The sequence below is a fragment of the Streptomyces sp. NBC_01166 genome (assembly GCF_045039765.1).
Taxonomy (GTDB): domain Bacteria; phylum Actinomycetota; class Actinomycetes; order Streptomycetales; family Streptomycetaceae; genus Streptomyces.
Genome location: NZ_CP108613.1, coordinates 4,729,087 through 4,750,121, shown reverse-complemented (window position 1 = coordinate 4,750,121; position 21,035 = coordinate 4,729,087). Strand labels below are relative to the sequence as shown.

The window sequence follows — 21,035 nt, the reverse complement described above, 5'->3', positions numbered from 1 at the left end:
CACGACCCGCTGGTGGGGGGACGGACGCGGGGACATCACACGTTTCCGCCCTACCGCCCCGACCCGCGTCGATACGGGGCCGGAGGGGCGACGCAGCTGATACGCCTCGCACTCCGGCACGGTCGTGGATTCAGACCGGGCGGAGCACTGGTACACGCCGGGGATTCCCCGGGCATTTGTCATCTGATCACACCTGCAACGACTTCCACAAAGATCGACAAGTCCTGTTACAGGCCCCGGACGAAGCCCTGAAGAGGCCATTACGCCGACGCTGGAACGACTTTCGTCGTACTCCGTCGCGACCAATGGCTACAGCGGTGCCGGGTCGGGGCTCTCTACCGTGGGCGCGTGACTCGTGTTGATTCCATGGCCCCCGCAAACCCCTCCCCCCTGGCATCGGCGGTGAGGACGCGGGCGGCGTCCTGGTCGGCCGTGCCGGGGCGGGCCCTCCTCGCGCCCGGGATGTGGTCTGCCCAGCGCGTCGTGGGGGAGATCTTCCTGAGCCTGGTGCTCGCGCTGCTGGGGGTGGGCGCCGGGCTGCTGGACGACGAGAGCACGGTGCAGGCCCTCGTGGCCGGGGTGCTGGCCGGGCTGTTGTCGCTCCTGCGCCGAGGGCTGCCCGCGGCCGTGCTGCTGGCTGCCGCGGCCGGTTCCGCGCCGTTCTTCGGTTTCGCGCCCCTGCTCCTCGTCGTCGCCTGGTCGGCCGGGCGGCGGATCGACGGCCTCGGCAGGGCATGTGCCGTCTTCGCTCTTGCGTACGGTCTCTGCCTCGGCCTGACCGCCGCGTGGGAGTCGCACGCGTCGTGGACGCTGCTGGCCGTCGCCGGGATGTTCATCCTGGTCGCGATGATCGTCCCGGGCCTCGCGGGACGCTACTGGTCGCAGCGCAGGACGCTGACCGACACCCTCCACGAGTACAACGCCCAACTCCTGCGAGAGCGGACGATGCTCGTCGGGCAGGCCAGGATGCTGGAGCGTCAGCGGATCGCGCAGGACATGCACGACAGCCTCGGTCACCAGCTCGCGCTGATCGCGGTGCACACCGGAGCGCTGGAGGTGGACCGCGAGCTGACCGGGCAGCAGCGCGAGGCCGTCGGTGTGCTGCGTGAGGCGTCGGTGGCCGCGATGCACGAACTGCGCGACGTGGTGGGCGTGCTGCGGGACGGCGCGGACGCTCCCCCCGCCGGAGAAGGCCTCCGAGGCGAGGACCCCGGGGCGCCGTCGCGTGGTGTGGGCGGCATCGACGGCCTGGCCGAGACGTCCCGGAGAGCGGGCGCGGCTGTGGAGATCCGGCGTTCGGGCGAGGCGCGTCCGCTCGCGACGACCGCCGACCACGCGGCCTACCGCGTGGTCCAGGAGGGCCTGACCAACGCCCATAAGCACGCTCCGGGTGCGTCGATCACCATCGGCCTGCGGTACGAGCCGGACTCGCTGGTCGTGGAGGTCGCCAACGGACCGGTGGCGGAGCCGGTGCGCGACGGCGTGGCGAGCGGGGGCCAGGGGCTGACCGGTCTCGAGGAACGGGCCCGGCTCGTCGGCGGCATGGTGCACGCGGGTCCCACGGCTGACGGCGGGTTCCGGCTGGCCGGGGTGCTGCCGTACACGTCGCCCGGTGACGCGAGGAAGACGTTCGTCGCTCCGCCGGACGACTTTCGGGCGCAGAACCCGGCGGGCCCTCCGGGCGAGAGTGATCCGGTCATCGACTGGAACGGTCTCCCGAAGGAGTTGGCCAAGGCAGTGAACAGGACCAAGAGGGGCAACGGAGTAGCCATCGGGTGCGGGGTGGCGGCTCTGGTCGCCGTCGTGCTCGTGATCGGGGTGGTCGTGGCGGGGGTCCTTCTCGTGCGGGAGGCGGACAAGGCGATGATCGAGCCCAAGCAGTACGACGCGGTGACGATCGGCCAGTCCGAGCGGTCCGTACGCGATGAACTGCCCAGCGGCGACTCGTTCATGAACACCGGTCCGGGCGACGGCGCACCGCCGGAGCCGGACGGCGCGACGTGTCTCACCCTGCTCTCCACGGAGATCGGGTCCAGCCTGGACGCCGATCCGGTCTTCCGGTTCTGCTTCAAGGACGGCAAGCTGATCGAGAAGAAGTCCTTCGAGGCGGGCTGAGGGAGCACGGGCTCCCGGCGGGCCGGGTGATCGGGGATGATGGCCCGATGCCCGCAGAGTTGACCGATCAGAACCGCTCAGGAGAGTCGTGATCAGGATTCTTGTGGCGGATGACGAGCCGCTGATCCGGGCGGGCATCCGGATGATCCTCTCCTCGGCCGACGACATCGACGTCGTCGCCGAGGCGGCGGACGGCCGTGAGGCGGTCGAACTCGCCCGGTCCCAACGGGTGGACGTCGCGCTGCTGGACATCCAGATGCCGGTGATGGACGGGCTGACGGCCCTGACCGAGCTGCGCCGGGCGGTCCCCCAGGTGAGGGTGCTGATCCTGACGACGTTCGGCGAGCGCCAGAACGTGCTGCGTGCCCTGACCGGAGGGAGCGCGGGCTTTCTGCTGAAGGACTCTGCGCCCGCGGAGCTGATGCGGGCGGTGCGGGCGGCGGCGGCCGGGGAGGCGTATCTGTCGCCCGGCGCCACCCGGCATGTCGTGGACTCGCTGGCTTCCGGAGGCACCACGCAGCGTGCGGAGGACGCCCGCCGCAGGCTGGAGAAGCTGACGGTCCGCGAACGTGACGTCCTGGCCCTGCTCGGCGAGGGCCTCTCCAACGCGGACGCGGGTCAGCGGATCCATATGAGCGAGGCGACGGTGAAGGCGTACGTGAGCCGCATCCTCGCCAAGCTGGAGTGCGAGAACAGGGTGCAGGCCGCGCTGCTGGCGCGGGACGCCGGCCTCGGTGTGTGAGTGCGGGGCGCGTCTCAGACCACCTGGATCACATGCTTCCCCCGTACGCCGCCGGCCTCCAGGGCCCGGTGCGCTGCGGCGATTCCGGAGAGCGGGTGGACGGTGTCCACGACCGGGCGGATGGCGCCGCTCTCCACGTACCGGGTGAGTTCGGCGAGCAGGTCGTGGGTCGGGTTGCCGCTGAAGAAGCGGACACGCCCCCGGCCGTGGGCCGTCGAGGCCAGCATGTAGCCGAGGCTCGCGGCGATGTGGTCGATGTCGAAGGAGATGGAGACCATGCGGCCCCCGGGTGCCAGCTGCCCCCGGAAGGAGCGGAGTTCGGTGCCGACGGTGTCCATGATGACGTCGAACCGCCCCAGGTCGGACGGTCCGGTGGTCGCGTAGCTGTGGGCCTCGTCCGCGCCCAGCTCCCGGACGAGGTCGAGGTTCTTCGTGCCCGCGAGGCCCGTGACGTGGGCGCCGAGAGCCTTGCCGAGCTGGACGGCGATGCTGCCGACTCCCCCAGCGGCACCCCGCACGAGCAGGCGCTCGCCTGCCTTCAGCCCTGCCTTGGTCCGGAGGGCGGTGATGGCTGTCGTGCCGACGGGAAGGGAGGCGGCCTCGACGAGGCCGAGGTTCTCGGGGGCGTACGCGAGGTTCCGGGGGCGTACGGCGACGAATTCGGCCGCGCTGCCGAAGGTGCGGGGCAGGACGCCCCACACCCGGGCGCCGGGGCGCAGGCCGGTGACGGCCGGGTCCACCTCGGCGACCTCGCCGGCGAAGTCGATCCCCGTGCGCTTCGGGAAGGTGCGGCCGGTCAGCAGGCGGAGCCGTCCGGCCCTGCCGTACAGCTCACCGCCGTTGACGCTCGCCGCGTGGACGCGGACCAGTACCTCGCCCCGCTGTAGTGCCGGTACCGGGACCTCGCCTACGTAGAGCACGTCGGGAGGGCCATAGCTGTCGTAGAGCGCCGCGCGCATGTCGTTCATGTCCTCCAGGCTATGCGCGTAAGTGGATGGCCCCCTCCACTTGGCCTAAAGTGAGAAACATGCCTGATCAGACCTCTCACAAACCGGTCCGTGAAGGCCTGCGCGCCGATGCCCGGGAGAACCGGGAGCGGATCCTCCGGGCGGCGCGCGAGGCCTTCGCCGCGCAGGGCATCGACGTCCCCGTGGCGGCGGTCGCCCGGCGGGCCGGGGTGGGGGTCGCCACGCTGTACCGGCGGTTCCCCACCCGCGACGCGCTCGTGACGGAGGCGTTCGCGGAGGAGCTCACCCACTGTGTGTCCGTCCTCGACGAAGGGCTGGCGGACCCGGACCCCTGGCGCGGGTTCTGCACGGTGATCGAGCAGGTCTGTCTGATGCAGGCGGTGGACCGGGGGTTCACGCAGGCGTTCCTCGCGGAGTTCCCCGGCCAGGCGGACTTCGCGCTCGAACGCACCCGCGCCGAGGAACGTCTGGCCCTGCTGGTCCGACGGGCCAAGGACGCGGGCGGGCTGCGCCAGGACTTCGACCCGAGCGACATCACCCTGCTGCTGCTCGCCAACTGCGGGGTCGCGGTCGGCTCGGGCGAGGAGGCGGCCGCAGCCTCCCGGCGTCTGGCCGCCTATCTGCTCCAGGCATTCCGGGCCGACCGGGCGGCACCCCTGCCGCCGCCCGCGTCCCTGGGACTGGGCGACATCCCGAACTCGCCGCACACCGGCCGATAGTGGGCCGGGCGTCGTCTCAGCCGTTCCGGTGGTAGCGGCAGTCCGGGTCGTCACATGAGGTGGGGACCTCCCACCGGGTGTCGATCCGGTGCAGCAGCCCCCGCTCCGGCGGCCGTGCGGGCAGGGAGCAGATGACGTCGGTCGGCGTGTACACCGGCCGGGCGTCCTCCTCTATGTGTTCGGGGTCCGTGAAGTAGAACTCGTCCCGGCGGTCCCACGGCGGAGTGATGCGGGGCTTCGGCAGACCGCTGCCGCCGGGGGTGAGGCGCCACCCGGTGCCGAAGGCCCGGTTGTGGACCTCGCCGAGATACCAGGCGGCCACCGTGATCTCCGCCTCGCCGGCCTTCTCGCGTGCCCGGTCCGGGCTCGCGTACGCGGCGCGGACCATCGCCTCCAGCCGGACCAGGGAGTCGACGGTGAAGTCCCACGGCCCCCACTCCTCCCGGTGCCGCTTCCACGTCTCGAACGCCTGCTTCTGGGCGTCGAGCCACGCCGTCAGGGCCGGGTTGTGGGCTGCCTCCTCCTCGGCCTGCTTCTCCTCGCGCAGGTAGGCGGCGTGCTCCTCGGGATCCATGTCGCGGGGGTCTGTCCATTCCATGGGGCGCGAGCCTAGTCCCTCACCGCGAGACGGCCGCGCGGCCGTGTGTGCGGAGTGTGACGTTCCGGTGGAACAGCGGAGTTGACGGCCACGCCACGCCAAATACCCCGTGCCAAGGGCCAGTTGAGTCCCTAGTGTGAGCGGTCGCTCGGGCGGCACCGATCGACCACGGGGGCCCGTGGTGCCGCGTGGAGCACTGTGCTGATCTGGGCCCCCTGGGGGTTTCGCGTGACACAAGCGATCCGTGCCCGCCGGCGAAGCTGGTGGGCGAGAACTGCGATAGCCGCGGCCTGTGCCGGGGCCTTGACCATGACCGGTCTGCCGTCGCTGACGGCGGCGGAGGCGGCGCCGAAGGCCCTCAAGCCCGGCAAGCGCTGCGACGAGATGTTCAGCGATCTCTACGACTTCGCCGATGTCGTGGAGGGCTCCATGCCCGACGACGGCTTCGAGCGCAACAAGGCCGACTGGGACGAGTTCGACTATGTCAACGGGCAGAAGCAGTGGGACGGGCTGAGGGAACCCACCCAGGCGGAGCTGGACGGCATCAGCGACGACCCCGACGACTACAAGAAGGGCGACAAGCGCCGCGTCTGGGCCTACTGGAAGCGGGCCAAGGACACCAGCCGGTGGAAGAACGCCTCCTTCACCGACTACCGGGACGACTTCTACATCCCCCAGGGCGGGCACGACCCGCGCGGCCGTGCCTACATGGCGAAGCTCGTCCACGACCGCGGCCTCGTCGGGCCGGACTGGATCTGCGAGAAAGAGATCGAGGTCTACGACCCCGACACCAAGAAGACCTACGTGAGGCGCCTGGACGCGTACAACACGCGCACCGAGGAGGTCGTCGAGGGCAAGTCGAACAACAAGCCCGACCGCACGCAGCGCCCCAAAGACATCGCCATGCTCAAGGACCCCGCCCACAAGGGCAAGAGCCTGACCTACGCCTACGGTCAGGAGCCGAAGGGCGGCGCCAAGAACCACGACGAGGCGATGCGGAAGATCGCGCCGGACCGGGTGAAGAAGGTCTACTACCGGTCGGACGCCGTCGAGAACGCTCCCAAGGGGACCCAGAACGCGCCCACCCGCCGCGTCGACCCCTACATGAACGCCAAGCCCGGCACCTCCACCGGCTCGCGTGGCGGCGGCAACGACCTCATCAACAGGTCCGCCCCCACCCCCGAGGACATGAAGAAGCGGCTGGAGCGGATCGGGAAGATCCCCAGCATGGACCGTGGCATGAAGGGCCCGGGCGGCGTCGACTTCACCACGATGGACCTCCAGTACGTCGGAAAGCCCGTCAAGGGCCAGGGTCTGGACTACTCGTTCGCAGCGAACGAGGCCCCCGAAGGCCAGGAGATGGGCTGGGGCGGCAAGACCCGCGCCCAGTTGATCTCCGATTCGTTCTTCACCTGGCTGGCCCTCACTCCGGACAAGTTCTGGGTCAATCTGAACCCGGACCAGCCCGGCAAGGTCATGGACACCAAGTTCGGCAAGACCGACGCCGGCCGTGTCCTGCTGGAGGCCGACCTGGAGATGAAGCACGACTTCGCCGAAGCCGTGAACCCCGACAAGCACGCCGGGGCCAAGCGGTACTGGGACACCGCACCGCGCCGTGACGGAATCCCGTGCTTCCCCGGCGTGCGCATGTGGATCAGCCCCGAGACGGCGAAGGTCCGCCAGCAGGACGGCGGGATCTACATCCTGGACGCGCCCCTGAAGGTGGACGTCCAGTGGCTCGACGTCGACTACACGGTGCCCGGCAGCACCGAGTGCAAGGACCTGTCCGACGCCGAGAAGACGGCCATCGAGCGCAGCATCAGCACCAACGTCATGCCCGTCGTCGAGGAGCGCATCAACAAGGACGCGACCTACGCCGACCTGCGCGCCGTCTACACCGCCCGCGTCGCCGCCGAATACATCCGGCAGCAGGACGCGCAGAAGCCCACCGACTACCGGAAGATCATCAACAGCGACGACGCCTCCGCGTGGCCGCTGCGCGCGCCGAACCAGGAGTGGACCCGCGAGGGCGTCTGGGACCGGTACATGAAGAGCATCCGCGACGGCGTGGAGTGGTTCGAGCTCCGTTACGGCGGCAAGGTCTACAACCAGGGCGTAGGCGGCGTCGACTTCTCCAAGCAGCCGAAGCGGAACGTCTCCCAGGCCGAGTTCCGCGTCGAACACCCCTACCGGCCCCGCCAGACCAGGACGTCGGTCAAGACCGTCACCAACGACACCCGCACCGATGACCTGCTCCTCCTCGGCGGCAACAGTGCGGGCCGCAACGACGAGGGCGACACCACGCCCACCCCGACGCCGACCCCGACGGGCACCGGCAAGCCGACCGACCCCCCGTCGTCCCCGGCCCCGGACCCCACCACTCCCGGCCCCGGTGACACCGGCAAGCCGACCCCGCCGGCCGGCGGGAAGGACCCGGGCGGCGACCTCGCCGGCACCGGTTCCGACACCCCCGTCGGCCTCATCGCAGGCGTCGCCGCCGCTCTCGCGGTCGCGGGCGGCGCCCTGATGTGGTGGATGCGCCGCCGTAAGGCTGCCCAGGAGTAGCCCACGGCACAGCGGACGACCGGAAGGGCCCCACCCGAGGCTGGGTGGGGCCCTTCACGTCGCATGTGATGCAGGTCACATTCAAGTCGCGTCACAGTCGGGCCCGCAACTTCCGTCCCGAGGTCACCAGCAAACGGCGGAAGAAGGCGGAAGCGATGAACACACAGCACGAGACGGACCGGCCGGCCCCCCACCACGTCCTGATCCTGGGCGCCGGGTACGCGGGCATGGCAGCGGCCATCCAGCTGGCGGCCCGGGTCAAGCGGCAGAAGGACGTACGCGTCACCCTGGTCAACGCGCAGGACCACTTCACCGAGCGGCTGCGGCTGCACATGACCGCGACGGGGCAGCAGCTCGACGAGCTGAGCATCCCGGAGCTGCTCGACGGCACGGGCGCGCAGTTCGTGCGCGGCTGGGTCACGGCGGTGGACGCGGACGCGAGGACCGTACGGATCGACGACGACCGGGTCCTGCACTACGACACGCTCGTGTACGGGCTGGGCAGCGTGGCCGACACCGCGGCGGTGCCGGGCGTCGAGGAGTACGCGTACACCCTGAACAGCCCGCAGGACGCCGAGGCGGTGGCCCACCGACTGGCCCGGCTCGACAGGGGCACGGTGGTCGTCGGCGGCAGCGGGCTGACGGGCGTCGAGTCGGCCGCGGAGATCGCCGAGCAGCACCCCGGACTGGACGTCGTGCTGCTGGGCCGCGACGAACCCGGTGCGCTGATGAACCCGAAGGCCGGGGCGTACGTGCGGTCCGCGCTGGACCGCCTGACCGTCCGGGTCCGCAGCGGGGCCGAGGTGGTGAAGGTGCTGCCGGACTCGGTCGAACTGGCGGGCGGGGAGAGCGTCCCGGCCGACCTCGTCCTGTGGACCAGCGGCACGCGGGTGTCACCGCTGGCCGCCGCCGCCGGCCTGGAGGTCGACGAGCGCGGACGTATCGTCACGGACACCACACTGCGGTCCACGTCCCACCCGGACGTGTACGCCGTGGGCGACGCGGCCGCCGTCCGCCAGGGGTACGGCGTCATGCACGGCACCTGCCAGAGCGGGATGCCGACCGGCGTGCACGCGGCGGTGTCGGTCGTCCGCACCCTGCGGGGAAAGCGGCCCAAGCCCTTCCGCTTCGGCTACTACCACACGCCGGTCAGCCTCGGCCGGCACGACGCCGTCGTGCAGTTCACCCGGCCCGACGACAGCCCGCGGAGGATGTACCTGACAGGCCGTTCGGCCGCCAGGTATAAGGAGACCGTGACCGCATCCCCCTGGGCGACCTACGTCCGCATGAAGAAGATGCCCGCGTCGGGCGCGTTCTGGCCCCGTGGCGGCCGCTTCACCCGGATCCGGGGTGCCCGATGACCCGGACGGCGCCCGACACCGGCCAGGACGCCTTCGACCTGTACCGCAATCTGCTGTTCTCGGTGGCCTACCGCATCCTCGGCACGGCGGCCGACGCCGAGGACGCGGTGCAGGACGCCTGGATCAAGTGGTCGGCCGCCGACCGCTCCCAGGTGGCCGACCCCAAGGCCTACCTGGCGCGGATCGTGTCGAACCTGGCGATGGACCGGCTGCGCTCCACCCGGCACAAGCGCGAGGTCTATGTCGGGCCGTGGCTCCCGGAGCCCATCCTGACCAGCGCGGACACCGCCGACACCGTCATGGACGCCGAGTCGGTGTCGATGGCGATGCTGGTGGTGCTGGAGACGCTGAGCCCGCTGGAGCGTGCGGTGTTCGTGCTGAAGGAGGTCTTCGACTTCAGCCATGCCGAGATCGCGGAGGCGGTGGAGCGGTCCGAAGCCTCGGTACGGCAGGCCGCGCACCGCGCCCGCGAACACGTCCGGGCCCGGCGCCCGCGCTTCACGGCGGACCGGTCGAAGCAGCGCGACGCCACGGAACGGTTCTTCACCGCCGCGACCGGCGGGGACATGAACTCCCTGATGGAGCTGCTGTCCCCGGACGTCACGCTGTGGACGGACGGCGGCGGCAAGGTCCGCCAGGCCCTGCGCCCGGTCGTGGGCGCGTCCACGGTGGCAGCCTGGTTCGCAGCCATCGGGACCGTCACCTACCAGGGCGTCGAGCCCGCCGACATGAAGGCCGAACTCGTCGAGATCAACGGCGGTCCGGGCCTGGTCTTCAGCGGGGCGGGCCGCGTGATCGCCACGGTCACCTTCGACTTCGACGAGGACGGGCGCATCTCGACGATCCACAACGTCGCCAACCCCGACAAGCTGCGGGCGGTCGGCTCGGGCGCACCGCATCCCCTCCGGACGCGGTGAGGACGTGGCGGCCCGCTCGCGGGCCCGAGGCTCAAGCCTTGGGCCCCGAGCGCTCTTTCCAGGGAATGGATGGTGGGTCTCCTCCCCGCCCACCCACCCTCCCCGCCTGCGAAGTTGACCGGATGTGACCGACTTGCAACGGACCGTCGCCACGCTCTAGCGTGCCGAACAACAGACGACCCCCGTCGGTGCGCCAACACCTGACAGGGGTCTGACCAACGAGATCGACTGAACTGGAACCCGATCTGATGGCTGTCAACCAGCTTAGTGCTGCCCCCCGCACCCCGTACGTGACCCCGCACCCGATGGCGAACCCCGGCTACGGCAAGCGTTCCGCCCCGGACCAGCGCCCGCGCGACGAGCGCGACTTCTCGCATCTGGCGCCCCGTGAGGCCGCCGTCGCCGCCTACATCGACCGGCTGCCGGACGGCTCCGACATCTCCGTGAAGACGCTCGCCAAGGTGCTTCCGTACGGACAGTGCGCCCTGCGGACCGCGCTCAACAGGCTCCAGGCCGCCGGGCATCTGCGCCGGGGCAGGGAGTGCCTCGCCACCGACGAGGTCATGCTCTGGGTGACCCGGACGTTCTTCTCCCGGACCGCGCGCGACGACGAATGGTGGGCGGCGTTCATCCGGGGCGACGTACCGCAGGAAAGGCAACAGCCCACCCGCACACGCGCGTTCGTCCTGCTGGCCGCCCTGGGGCGCACGGCTCCCGCGCTGAGCCTGTCGGCGGCCGAGTGCGCGAGCCTGGAGCCGCAGGTCAGCGAGTGGTTCGAGCGGGGTGCCACGGAGGCGGAGCTGCTGCACGCCCTCACCGACGGGCTTCCCGTGCCGGTCCATCACGCGGCCTCGCTCCTCCGCAGGCGGCTCACCGACAAGCTGCCCCCGCACCGGCCGGTCCCGGAGCGGCGGACCTCACTGCTCACGCTGGAATGCGGCGAGTGCCGTGCGCCGGGGAGCCCCGAAGCGCTGGCGGGCGGACTCTGCGCACCGTGCCGGGGCGAGGCGGCACACGTGCCGACGGGTCCTCCCGGCGCCGTGTCCACCGGCGGGGTCCAGGAGCGGATGGCCTCGGTGCGGGCGGGTCTCGTCCCCCGCTCGGACAGGACGTCCTGGGCGCGCGGCCGTTGCTGAACGCGCGACGCTCAGGCCTCCTCGCCGCGCGTCCCCAGCGCGGCCGTGAGCTCGGACCTGCGCCGTATCCGCAGCTTGCGGTAGGCGTGGGTGAGGTGGGTCTCCACCGTGCGCCGGGCCAGGTGCAGCAGCCCGGCGATCTCCGTGTTGGTCCGTCCGTCCGCGGCCAGTTCGGCGACGCGCCGTTCACTCGCCGTCAGGGCGGCGGACCCGGTGCGGGAGGAGGAGTGATGGCGGGCGCCTCCCTCGCGCAGCGCCCGGGCGGCCAGGGCCTGGAGCCGTACGGCACCCTTGCGTTCCGCCCGTTCCGCGGCCTCGCGCAGGCAGTCGCGGGCACGGGAGCGCTCCCCTGCGGCCATGAGCTGGCGGCCCTGCGCGAGCAGCGCCGGGATCAGCTCCATGTCCGTGTCGGCCGCCGCGCCGCGTAAGATCAGTACCGCTTCCCCGGCCAGTTCCAGGCCGCGTCGTCCACCGGTCACGGTGCCCAGCACCCGCAGGGCGCGGCCGACCGTGCGCGGGGTGTTCCACACCTCGGCGAGCCGTAACTCCTCCTCCGCCAGCTCCACGGCCTCCCCCGCTCCCGGCCCCGGGCCGCACTCGGCGACCGCCGTCCGCCACGGCGTGACGACCGGGCTGACCACCTCGCGCGCCAGCTGGCGCCTGCCGCACTCCAGCCAGTCGTGGAGCGCTCCCGCCGAGTCGCCCACGGCGGCCCGCAGCACGCCCCGGGCATACAGGAAACGGTTCAGCTCCCAGGAGTCCGGCGCCCGGCGCAGGTCGAACCCCGCGGCGAGCCGCTGTGCCTCATCGGTGCGGTCGGCGTGCACGAGCGCCATCAGCACATGGGCGTCGATGTTGCCCGGCCCCGCGTCGGCCGGTATCCGGCGCGGATCCGCGGCGGCGGCGAGCAGCGCGGCCTGGTCACCCCGGGCGGCGGCGATGTCGGCCCGGGTGTTGACCAGGGCGCGGTGCATCGGGTGCAGCAGGGAGCAGCTCTGCAGGGCCAGGCCGCGCTCCACGAGCCTTTCCGCCTCGTCGAGTTCGTCCGCCCACTGGGCCACGGCCGCGGCGGTGCCCAGCAGGAAGGGCTCCGCGGACGGGTCCGCGGGCTCGGCCAGCAGGGCGTGCACCTGTCTCATCGCGTCCTGTGCCGAGACGAGCCCGGCCGTCGCCGCGTACCGCACGAGCAGGGCCTGTCCTGCGGTGCCGACCAGCTCCGGGGAGCGCGCCGCCCTCTCGCCCAGCCATCCGTACGCCTCCTGCCGCTGCACCTGGTCCTGGTCGGACAGGATCGCCGTGGCGGTCTGCACGGTGCGGGCCAGTCCGGGGTGTCCCGACAGTCCGGCCTCGGTCCGGCGCAGCATCCCCATCGCCGTACGGACCTCGCCCTGGCCGGCGAGCGCGGTGCCGAGGGCGATCGCCGTGTGCACCCGGTCGCGGGGCTCGCCCTCCAGGTGCAGGGCCTCCGCCAGCCGCGAGATCGCGGCCCCGGCGTCCGCCGAGTGGTATTCCAGGGAACCCAGTTCGGTCAGCAGGCGCTGCCTGCGGGCGTCGGACAGCGGTTCGTCGAGCGCCCGGCGCAGATAGCCGACGGCGTCGTCGGCCCGCGTGGCGTCGACGGCCACCGTCACCGCGTCCCGCAGGACGCGTAACGCCCACGGCTTGCCGACGACGGGGGCGCGGAGCAGATGCCGGGCGACCGCCTCGACCCGTCCGCCCCGGGACAGCAGCGCTTCCGCGGCCGCCCGGTGCACCTCCTGCCGTCGCGGTGTCGGCCAGCCGGTGAGCACCGCGTCCCGCAGCAGCGGATGGGCGTAGCGGGGCTGCCCGTCGGGGCCGAGGCGCAGCAGTCCGAGCCGGGTCATCGCGGTGAGCCAGCCGGCGACCCGGGCGGGATCGGCCCCGGTCGCCTCGGCGAGCAGGGCGGGCGGATCGTCGGCGGGGTCCGGCGTCCCCACCTCCTCCAGGGCGGCGAGGGCGCGGGCCACGTCGGCGGTCGCCGTCCCGGCGCTGTCCAGCCACCAGGCGACGGCCGCGGGATACGCCCCCGGGTACAGGGCGGCGCAGGAGTCCGGAAGCGGGAGCGGCGGGGTGCCGCGCAGGTCGTCGAGCAGGGCGAGCAGCAGCAGCGGATGGCCCGCCGAGGCCCGTACGCACTCCGCCGTCCACTCCGGGTCCGCCCCGGGGAGCAGGGCTTCGAGCATCTCCGCCGACGCCTCGTCGGTGAGCGGGGACAGGGTGTGCGTGCGGACGAAGGAGGCGGAGAGCGCGTGGGTGAGACCGGCGGACTGCGGGTCGATGTCGTACTGGCTGCGCTCGGTCGCCACCATCAGGACCGGCATCCGGTCCAGGTGGCCGGCGGCCTCGGCGAGCCAGCGGCGCGAGGAACGGTCGGCCAGATGGACGTCGTCCACGGCCAGCAGCAAGGGCGACTGCGCCGCCAGAGAGCGCAGCAGCTCCCACAACCGGGCCGCTCTGCGGTGGTAATCGGAGGACGGCATGCCCGCGTACTCCGGAACGTGGCCGAGAAGACGCCCCACGGTCGAGAGGGGCATGCCGTCGTCCTCGGGGGAACACCGCGCACGCAGCACGCACAGTCCGCGCTCCGCGGCATGCGCGGCCGCGGCCTCCAGCACGGCGGTGCGGCCGGTGCCGGTCGCACCGCGCAGCAGGACGAGGCCGCCCACGCCACGGAGGGCGCGCTCGGTCCCGGCCGCCAACAGTGCGTGTGCGTCGTCGCGTTCGCGCAGCACATTGATCATCCAGGCCTCCTGAGAAGATGGTGCGCGCCGTCGCTGTGTGAGAGTGACCGGCGCGAGCCCAGGTGGCGTGATATGACCCACAGGGCAGATTTTCTGCCCCCTTCTCTGCCCCTGGTGTGTCGAGGCTCACGGCCTTGATGTGCATAGCCCCCGCAGGCCGACACGCTGCGTACGCAACCGTGTTGACCTGCGGTGATACGGATTCCTGGCGGGGCCTGCGGGTGACCGGCGCGCTTCTCTCGTGGTCCGCGTCGTGGTGGTCCACGATTGCCCGTTCCACGGGATTCGCAGAAGTGTGGCTCAGGTCCTTCCGCCGACGGCGCTCACGCCCGGCGGATCTGTGAACAGAGGAAAACGGTTGCTCAGCTCACCCCGGACCACCTCGGACACCGCGCTGGGAAGCCGGGTGCCCGTGTCCGTGACCGCCCCCGACCCGATCAGCCGCGAAGGTGCCGTCAGCCAGCTGCGCCGGCACCCGGAGGTCGAACTGCGCGAGGAGTCCCGCCCCGGCACGGTGGCCCTGCTGATCGAGGACACCCTGGACGAGACGGCCCTCACCCGGCTGCGCCGGGTCGTGCGCAGCGAGGGTGCGCGTGCCGTGCTCGTCGTGGACACGATCCGCGAGAACGAACTGCTGGATGTCATCGAGTGCGGCGTCGGGGCCATCGTGTGGCGGCGCGAGGCCACCGCCCACCGTCTGGTGCAGGCGGTGCTGGCCGCAGCCCGCGGCGAGGGCGACCTGCCCGCGGACCTGCTCGGCCGGCTCATCAACCAGGTGGGGACCCTGCACCGGGGCGGCTCCGGACGGCAGGGCAGCCCGTCCCTGGGCCTGACCCCCCGTGAGGTGGATGTGCTGCGGCTCGTCGCCGAGGGTCTCGACACCGGTGAGATCGCCGGAAAGCTGTCCTATTCCGAACGCACCGTCAAGAACGTGATGCACGGGCTCACCACCCGTCTCCATCTGCGTAACCGCGCGCACGCCGTCGCCCATGCCCTCCGGGAGGGCTACATCTGACCGTTGGGGCAATCCCGGGCGGGCCGCCGGGCAGGACCGCTGTCCGTCGGCCGTCCCCGGCGTGCCTGGGGCCCCGGCGGCACACAGGGCACGATCGGTGGCATACGGTGCCGAGCGGCGCCGGACGTACGGCAGGCACCACGGCAGGGCAGGAGCGGCAAGAGTGATCCACGAGGTGGACGAGGTCCTCAAACGCCTGCTCAGCGGCGGCGCGTTGGCGGGTTCCGGCATCGAGGTGTCCTTCGAGGCGCCCACCCGTGACTGGGCGGCCCGGCGCAATGCCCCCGTGGTCAACACCTACTTGTACGACATCCGCGAGGACGTGACCCGGCGGCAGCGCGGCCACACCTCGGTGCGCGACGAACGGAACATAGTGGTGCGCCGCAGCCAGCCGCCGCGCTGGTTCCGGCTCTCGTACCTGGTGACGGCTTGGACGAAGACCCCGCAGGACGAACACCGGCTGCTGTCCGCCGTGCTGGCGACGCTGCTGCCCCGGGAGCTGCTGGCCCCCGAGGAACTCCCCGGCTCGCTGGGGCGGCTCGGCCTGACGATTCCGCTGACGGTGGCCGGCCTCCAGGCGGAGTCGCGCTCCTTCGCCGAGATCTGGTCCGCGCTGGGCGGCGAGCTCAAGCCCTCCCTGGACCTGGTGGTCACCGCGCCCTTCCCGGCCTTCCCCGAATACGACGCCGGGCCCCCGGTCACCGAGGGCGCGACGATCCGCGTACGCGACCTGGAGGGCGGCGCCTCCCAGCCCTCGGGGCGCTCCCACCGGCCGCACCAGGTGGCGGCGGCCCGCGCCGCCCACGAGGAGGCGGCGGCGGCCCGCCGCGCGGAGAAGCGATGAACGCCCCGCACCCGCCCGCCGAGGCGCTGCACGGCGACATCCCGGACACCCGGCCCCGCGATCCCTCCCACCCGCTGCTCGCCCGGCTGGCCGGACTGCGGCAGGCGGTGACCACGCTGGTCGAACGGCGTTCCGCCACCGACCCGACGGCGGGCGACCCGCTGCGCGGCCTGTACCTCTCCGACGAGGCCGTGCTCCACCTGCTGAACACCTGGCCCGCCACGGACCCGGACGGCTCCCTCCCGCCGGAGACGCGGGCCGGACAGCCGGACGACGCCGACGACCGGCTGGCCAGGACCGCCGCCCGGCTGCGGCTGACCGAGTGGGACGCGGCCGTCCTGCTCATCGCGCTCGCGCCGGACCTCGACCGCACCTTCGAGCCGCTCTACGGCTACCTCAACGACGACGTGAGCCGGCGCCGCGCCACGGTGGGCCTCGCCCTCGAACTGTGCGGGCTGCCCGCCCATCTGCCGGACGGACGCGCGCGCTTCCATCCGACGGCGCCGCTGCTCGCCCTCGGGCTGCTGGAGGTCGAGGAGCCCGAACGCCCCTTCCTCTCGCGCTCGTTGCGGGTTCCGGACCGGGTGGCCGCACACCTGCTGGGTGACGACACCCCGGACGCCGCGCTGCTCGGCCGGCTGCAGCCCATGCCTGACCCGCTGTCCGCAGCCGAGCAGGACGAGACCTTCGGCCGACAGCTGGCAGCCCGGCTGCACGACGGTCCGCTCGCCGTCTACCTGCGGGAACACCGGGAGGGTGACGGCCTGGCCGCCCTCGCGTCCGCCCTGCACACGGCGGGCGTCGACGCGCTGCGCTACACGGGCCACTCCGGTCCCCCGGACCCTTCCGGCCACGCCCACCCCTCGGACGCCCCCGGCACCTCTTCCGGCACCTCTTCCGGCGCCTCGGCAGCCGGCACTGACGACAGCGTGCGCGCGCTGCTGCGCGAAGCACGCCTCAGCGGCCGGGCGATCGTGGTGTCCGGCCTGCCCGGCCGGCCGGGCCCGCTGGTCGAAGCGCTGACCCGGGCCACGGACGTGACCGTGCTGCTGGCCGACCCACGCCCGTACGACCCGCACTGGTCCCCGGACGACCCGCTCGTCCTGGAGGCGCCACGGCGACCGGCCGGCGGCGCCGCCGTCTGGCAGGCCGCTCTGGGCCCCGACGCCGGCCACCTCGACCTGACCGCCACCGTGGCGCCGTACCACCTCGGCGGCGAGCGCATCGGGCGTGCGGCCCGTGCCGCCCTGTCACTCGCCGGCTTCGACGGGACACCGCTCACCGCCGAGCACATCCGGCTCGCGGCGCGGCAGCAGTCGGCGTCGGGCCTCGAACAGCACGCCCGCCGGATCCGGCCCGCCGTGGGCTGGGGGGACCTCGTCCTCCCCGACCAGCCCCTCACGCAGCTGCGCGAACTCGCCCTGCGCGCCCGCCACCGCGACCGGGTCCTCGGCGACTGGCGGCTCAGCGCGGGCGGTGGGCGCGGCCGTGGCGTCGTCGGCATGTTCGCGGGCGAGTCCGGCACCGGGAAGACCCTGGCGGCGGAGGTGGTCTCGGCCGATCTGGGCCTCGACCTCTACGTGGTCCAGCTGTCCTCGATCGTGGACAAGTACATCGGCGAGACCGAGAAGAACCTCGAACGGATCTTCACCGAGGCCGACAGCACGGACGCCGTGCTCCTCTTCGACGAGGCCGACGCCGTCTTCGGGAAACGCTCCGAGGTCAAGGACTCCCACGACCGGTACGCCAACATGGAGAGCTCCTACCTCCTGCAGCGGCTGGAGTCCTTCGACGGCATCGCCCTGCTCACCACCAACCTGCGGTCCAACATCGACGAGGCGTTCACCCGGCGTCTGGACCTGGTGGTCGACTTCCCGTTCCCGGACGCCGGCCAGCGGCTGGCGCTGTGGCATCACGGCCTGGCGCACGTCCCGTCGGCCGAGGACATCGACGCCACGCCCCTGGCCCAGGACTTCGAGCTGGCCGGCGGGTCGATCCGCAGCGCGGTGGTCACCGCCGCCTACCTCGCCGCCGGTCGGGACGAGCCGGTCGGAGCGGGCGACCTGCTGGAGGGCGCCCGCCGCGAGTACCGCAAGGCAGGCAGGCTGGTGCCGGGCGAGGCGAACTGGTGAGTCCGCCCCGGCCGGCCGGGGCCGTCCGCGTCACACGACGAACCTGACGGCTTCGAGCTGGAGTTTCAGCTTCATGTCGCTCCCGCCGTAGACCCAGTCCGCGGGCTTGGTGCAGACGCGGCCGCCCCACCCCTTGCCGCCCACACTGGTCCTGAGGCAGACGGTGCCTTCGAGTACCCCGATGGTGAACCCCTGCAAGGCGGAGTACGACTCCTTGGTGCTACCGAGGTACATGTCCTTGCCGGTGCTCTGCTGCTGCCACTTATCGCCCTTCCGCCAGCCCTCGACCACGTAGGCGGACGCGCCCCGGACACCCCCGGTCTTGGACACCGCGATGTTGAGGGCCTTGATGGGCAGCCCCTTGCCGACCATCCCGGCGTCCTCGCCGTCGCACACCGGCTCCTGCCAGCCGTGGTCGGCGACGTAGGCGCGGTAGCAGATGTGACGGCCCCCGCTGAGCTTGGCGATCTCGTGCACGGCGACCGCCGCTGTCCGCTCCGGCGGCTTCTCCGTCTCCGAACCACCGCCGCCCCCGCCCCCGCCGTCGCCGTCGCCTTCGGGGCTCTCGGTCACGGTCTCGGTCTCGGGGGTCTTCTCCGGCTCCGGGGTGGGCGGCGCGGACGTGGGCGCGGCGCTCTCCTTGGGCGGCGGGATGGCGCTGACGGTCTCCGAGCTCCTCTCCGTCGCCATGCTCCGCACCTGAGGCTTGTACGCCAGCCAGATCACCACGAACGCGATGGTCAGCGTCAGGAGCAGACCGAGCACGGTGGCCAGCCATCCCGGCAGGAACCCCCGCTGGACGTAAGTGCCGTCCACGTCCACGCTCTTGGCACCGGAGCGCCGCAGGGCCAGCGCGTAGGGCTGCTCCTCCTTCGACCCGAACCAGATGATCTGCCTCGGCTTCAGCGTCGTCCTGACGAACGCGGCCCGGCCAGGCTCGATCTGGACGTTGCTCGGCTGGATGTCGTACGACAGCCGGTCGCCGGAGTCACTGCCGCTGAGCGAGGCGGTGACCTTGGTGTTGCCGAGGTTGTCGACCGCGAGCCGGGGCCGGCCTCGGAAGCGGCCCTTGACGACCGGCGGCACCAGCTCGGCCCTCACCTCCGTGAAGGGGGTGATGGTGAGGTTGCCCTCCGGGACGGTCACCGCCTCGGGATGCTCGGTCGGCGTGATCCGTACGGCGTACGGATTCGGTCCGGCGGTGGCGTCCGGCGTGCGCGGCGGAGCGAACGTCAACTCCACCGAGCCGGTGGTGCCGGGGTACAGGCGGAGCGTCTGCGGCTCCACGATGGTCCAGGGGGCGAGGCCGCCGATCGGTTCGAAGCGATATTCGTCCACCACATCGCCGGTGTTGCGAAGCCGTAGCCGCACGGTGGTGCTGCTGCCGGGGTCGACGGTGGTGGAGAGGGGTTCGAGAGAAGTCCACAGGCTCACGGGCCCACGCTAGGCGGGGACTTGACGGGAGTCAGGGGCCTCAGGGGCACACCGGGTGCCCTCAGGGCTCCCCCGGTGCGCCCGCCCGGCCCGCCCGGCGTCCGGTCCGGGCTCCGTACCGCTACGCGTTGTCCCACTCGGAGCCCGAGGAGTCCGGATCGTGTCCCACGGTCCTCTCCGACATCGTCCCCTCGAGAACCCCGTTCTCCAGCTTCGCGCCGGATGCGGCGGCTTGCGTCTGTATCGCCGCCACAACCTCGGGATAACCCTTCATCCACTCCGGCATCCGCCAGCCGGGGAAGAACTGGTTGTGGGTGCCGGATGCCTCGACCTCGTACCCGTTGGGCCGGCCGATGTACTGGTTGACCGCGTCGAAGGCCCACTGGCAGCTGCGGCAAGCCTTCTTGACGCCTCCCATCATGACCTTCTCCGGGTCGCCCGAGTCCTTCGGGTTCGCCACCCAGTGGGCGACGTGCTGTCCCAGCACGGTCATCTCACCGTGCTGCGAGCTCTTGTCGGACTCGGTGCCGCCGACCGCGTACCACTGGATGGGCTTGCGCAGGGCGGCGTCGACAGCGAGCAGCCCGGGGTCGTCGCCGTGCTTCTTGGCGTAGTCGCCCGACGTCAGGGCCTTGAGCTTCGTCCGGTCCTTCTCCCTGGCGTGCTGCATCTCAGGGTCCCCGTTGACGTACTTCTGGAGCTCTTTCCCGACGACGTCCTTGTCCCTGTCGGTGACCCGCTTGTCGCCGGTGTTCCCCGCGATGGCCAGCGCCCCGTCGGGCAGGAGCGACACGGCCAGGTGAGGAGTGATCTTCCCCTTGCCGCGCTCGGGGTTGCCGCTCTTGTTCTTGTAGTCCGCGTTCGTGCCGACGATGGTCTTCAGAGCGACACGGGACATCCGGTCCAGCGCACGCAGGGTCACGTCCCGGTCCTCGGCGGCGGACGGCTTCGTCTGCTGGTATTTGGCGGCGGTGTCCTTCTCGGGGGCGGAGGTGACCCGCTGGACGTCGTGCGTGTCCGTCCCCGCAGAGTCCACCGCGCGCTGCACCGGCGCGGACGAGCCCGGCAGTGAGAGGTCCGGGGCACCCCCCTGGGCCATCTTCCGGCCGTTGGCGGCGGACTGCTTCTCGAAGGGGTCGTCCTGGTGCGAGACCTTGGCCCCCGCACCGTTGTCCGTCCCCGCCACCGGCCCCATCGTCTGCTGACGGACGTGGTCCAGCTCGTGGAAGATCGTCTCGTCGTCCAGGTGCGGCTTCTGACTGACGATGTCCGAACCCGTTGTGTAGGCAACGGCGTTGAACTCCATCGCCGAACGCTGCGCGACCGGGCCGGTGTGCAGCCGGACGTGGTCGAAGCTCATCCCGTACGCCTGCTGGGCCCTGTCGAGGATGCGGGGCTCCGGCCGGCTGCCCGGCGAGGAGATCGCCTCCTGCACCGACACCCTCCGCTGGACGGCCGACTGCTCTCCGGACGGCGCCGCCTCACCGTGGCCGCACCCGGGCCCGTGCGCGTGCCGCTCCTCCTCGATGGCGCGCGACACGGCCGCGTTCCCCGCCATGCGCTGGAGGGCCAGCATCCGGCCGGCCTGCGCGCTCGGCGTACCGGCGCCGCGAGGTCTGCTCCGGTCCCCGGGCTGCGGGGCCGGTGTTTCGTGTGCGCGCACGACGCTCCCTTCGGAACCGGAAAGCTGACCCCCCAGCTCTACCCGCCCGCCCCGGCCCCGGACA

Annotated in this window: 15 protein-coding genes; 10 read left to right on the top strand and 5 right to left on the bottom strand. The window is 72.1% G+C overall.

The features are described 5' to 3' along the window. Positions 1-462 precede the first annotated feature (462 nt). Positions 463-2,115, top strand: a complete 1,653-nt coding sequence (locus OG379_RS21850; RefSeq protein ID WP_405668607.1) for a sensor histidine kinase — start codon at positions 463-465, stop codon at positions 2,113-2,115. 88 nt (positions 2,116-2,203) lie between these two features. Then, positions 2,204-2,857 carry a response regulator gene (locus tag OG379_RS21845; protein ID WP_405664803.1) on the top strand — a complete coding sequence of 218 codons (654 nt, stop codon included), beginning with the start codon at positions 2,204-2,206 and terminating at the stop codon, positions 2,855-2,857. 14 nt (positions 2,858-2,871) lie between these two features. On the opposite strand, the gene OG379_RS21840 is transcribed toward OG379_RS21845, so the two are convergent. Continuing rightward, entirely contained in the window at positions 2,872-3,825 is a 954-nt protein-coding gene (locus OG379_RS21840; protein ID WP_405664802.1) for an NAD(P)-dependent alcohol dehydrogenase, read from the bottom strand. Positions 3,826-3,884: 59 nt separating this feature from the next. Here OG379_RS21840 and OG379_RS21835 point away from each other — a divergent pair, with 59 nt between their 5' ends. Then, the gene (locus tag OG379_RS21835) at positions 3,885-4,544 is read left to right on the top strand and encodes a TetR/AcrR family transcriptional regulator (protein ID WP_393757454.1); all 660 of its coding nucleotides are present in this window, start codon (positions 3,885-3,887) and stop codon (positions 4,542-4,544) included. Between the two features lie 16 nt (positions 4,545-4,560). Here OG379_RS21835 and OG379_RS21830 read toward each other — a convergent pair whose 3' ends face one another. After that, positions 4,561-5,142 carry a hypothetical protein gene (locus OG379_RS21830; protein WP_405664801.1) on the bottom strand — a complete coding sequence of 194 codons (582 nt, stop codon included), beginning with the start codon at positions 5,140-5,142 and terminating at the stop codon, positions 4,561-4,563. Between the two features lie 309 nt (positions 5,143-5,451). Here OG379_RS21830 and OG379_RS21825 point away from each other — a divergent pair, with 309 nt between their 5' ends. From OG379_RS21825 to OG379_RS21810, 4 genes are all read left to right on the top strand, one after another. Further along, positions 5,452-7,707 carry a hypothetical protein gene (locus OG379_RS21825; protein WP_405664800.1) on the top strand — a complete coding sequence of 752 codons (2,256 nt, stop codon included), beginning with the start codon at positions 5,452-5,454 and terminating at the stop codon, positions 7,705-7,707. Between the two features lie 155 nt (positions 7,708-7,862). Continuing rightward, a complete protein-coding gene (locus OG379_RS21820) occupies positions 7,863-9,068 on the top strand; it encodes an NAD(P)/FAD-dependent oxidoreductase (RefSeq protein WP_393757448.1) in 1,206 nt (401 codons plus the stop codon). Continuing rightward, positions 9,065-9,985, top strand: a complete 921-nt coding sequence (locus OG379_RS21815) for an RNA polymerase sigma-70 factor (RefSeq protein WP_393757446.1) — start codon at positions 9,065-9,067, stop codon at positions 9,983-9,985. The genes OG379_RS21820 and OG379_RS21815 overlap by 4 nt, the downstream gene beginning before the upstream one ends. A gap of 248 nt (positions 9,986-10,233) precedes the next feature. Further along, the gene (locus tag OG379_RS21810; protein WP_405664799.1) at positions 10,234-11,121 is read left to right on the top strand and encodes a hypothetical protein; all 888 of its coding nucleotides are present in this window, start codon (positions 10,234-10,236) and stop codon (positions 11,119-11,121) included. A gap of 11 nt (positions 11,122-11,132) precedes the next feature. Here OG379_RS21810 and OG379_RS21805 read toward each other — a convergent pair whose 3' ends face one another. Continuing rightward, positions 11,133-13,883: a LuxR C-terminal-related transcriptional regulator gene (locus tag OG379_RS21805; protein WP_393757442.1), complete on the bottom strand. Its 2,751-nt coding sequence runs from the start codon at positions 13,881-13,883 to the stop codon at positions 11,133-11,135. Between the two features lie 358 nt (positions 13,884-14,241). On the opposite strand from OG379_RS21805, the gene OG379_RS21800 reads away from it, so the two are divergent. From OG379_RS21800 to OG379_RS21790, 3 genes are all read left to right on the top strand, one after another. Next, complete coding sequence (locus OG379_RS21800) at positions 14,242-14,898, top strand: LuxR C-terminal-related transcriptional regulator (protein WP_393757441.1); 657 nt, start codon at positions 14,242-14,244, stop codon at positions 14,896-14,898. Between the two features lie 163 nt (positions 14,899-15,061). Continuing rightward, a complete protein-coding gene (locus OG379_RS21795; protein WP_405664798.1) occupies positions 15,062-15,742 on the top strand; it encodes a DUF4255 domain-containing protein in 681 nt (226 codons plus the stop codon). Beyond that, on the top strand, positions 15,739-17,874 hold the full coding sequence (locus tag OG379_RS21790) for an AAA family ATPase (protein ID WP_405664797.1): 2,136 nt from the start codon (positions 15,739-15,741) through the stop codon (positions 17,872-17,874). Before OG379_RS21795 ends, OG379_RS21790 begins: the two co-directional genes overlap by 4 nt. 30 nt (positions 17,875-17,904) lie before the next feature. Here the strand turns inward: OG379_RS21790 and OG379_RS21785 are convergent, their stop codons facing one another. Both OG379_RS21785 and OG379_RS21780 read right to left on the bottom strand, forming a co-directional pair. Beyond that, positions 17,905-19,308, bottom strand: coding sequence for a hydrolase (locus OG379_RS21785; protein ID WP_405664796.1), 1,404 nt, complete (start codon positions 19,306-19,308; stop codon positions 17,905-17,907). 121 nt (positions 19,309-19,429) lie between these two features. After that, the gene (locus tag OG379_RS21780; RefSeq protein ID WP_405664795.1) at positions 19,430-20,971 is read right to left on the bottom strand and encodes a DUF4157 domain-containing protein; all 1,542 of its coding nucleotides are present in this window, start codon (positions 20,969-20,971) and stop codon (positions 19,430-19,432) included. Between the last annotated feature and the right edge of the window lie 64 nt (positions 20,972-21,035).

Coding starts and splice junctions, on each gene's coding strand:
- OG379_RS21850 (WP_405668607.1), top strand. CDS start 463: ATGTGGTCTGCCCAGCGCGTCGTGGGGGAGATCTTCCTGAGCCTGGTG.
- OG379_RS21840 (WP_405664802.1), bottom strand. CDS start 3,825: ATGAACGACATGCGCGCGGCGCTCTACGACAGCTATGGCCCTCCCGAC.
- OG379_RS21835 (WP_393757454.1), top strand. CDS start 3,885: ATGCCTGATCAGACCTCTCACAAACCGGTCCGTGAAGGCCTGCGCGCC.
- OG379_RS21830 (WP_405664801.1), bottom strand. CDS start 5,142: ATGGAATGGACAGACCCCCGCGACATGGATCCCGAGGAGCACGCCGCC.
- OG379_RS21825 (WP_405664800.1), top strand. CDS start 5,452: ATGACCGGTCTGCCGTCGCTGACGGCGGCGGAGGCGGCGCCGAAGGCC.
- OG379_RS21820 (WP_393757448.1), top strand. CDS start 7,863: ATGAACACACAGCACGAGACGGACCGGCCGGCCCCCCACCACGTCCTG.
- OG379_RS21815 (WP_393757446.1), top strand. CDS start 9,065: ATGACCCGGACGGCGCCCGACACCGGCCAGGACGCCTTCGACCTGTAC.
- OG379_RS21810 (WP_405664799.1), top strand. CDS start 10,234: ATGGCTGTCAACCAGCTTAGTGCTGCCCCCCGCACCCCGTACGTGACC.
- OG379_RS21805 (WP_393757442.1), bottom strand. CDS start 13,883: ATGATCAATGTGCTGCGCGAACGCGACGACGCACACGCACTGTTGGCG.
- OG379_RS21790 (WP_405664797.1), top strand. CDS start 15,739: ATGAACGCCCCGCACCCGCCCGCCGAGGCGCTGCACGGCGACATCCCG.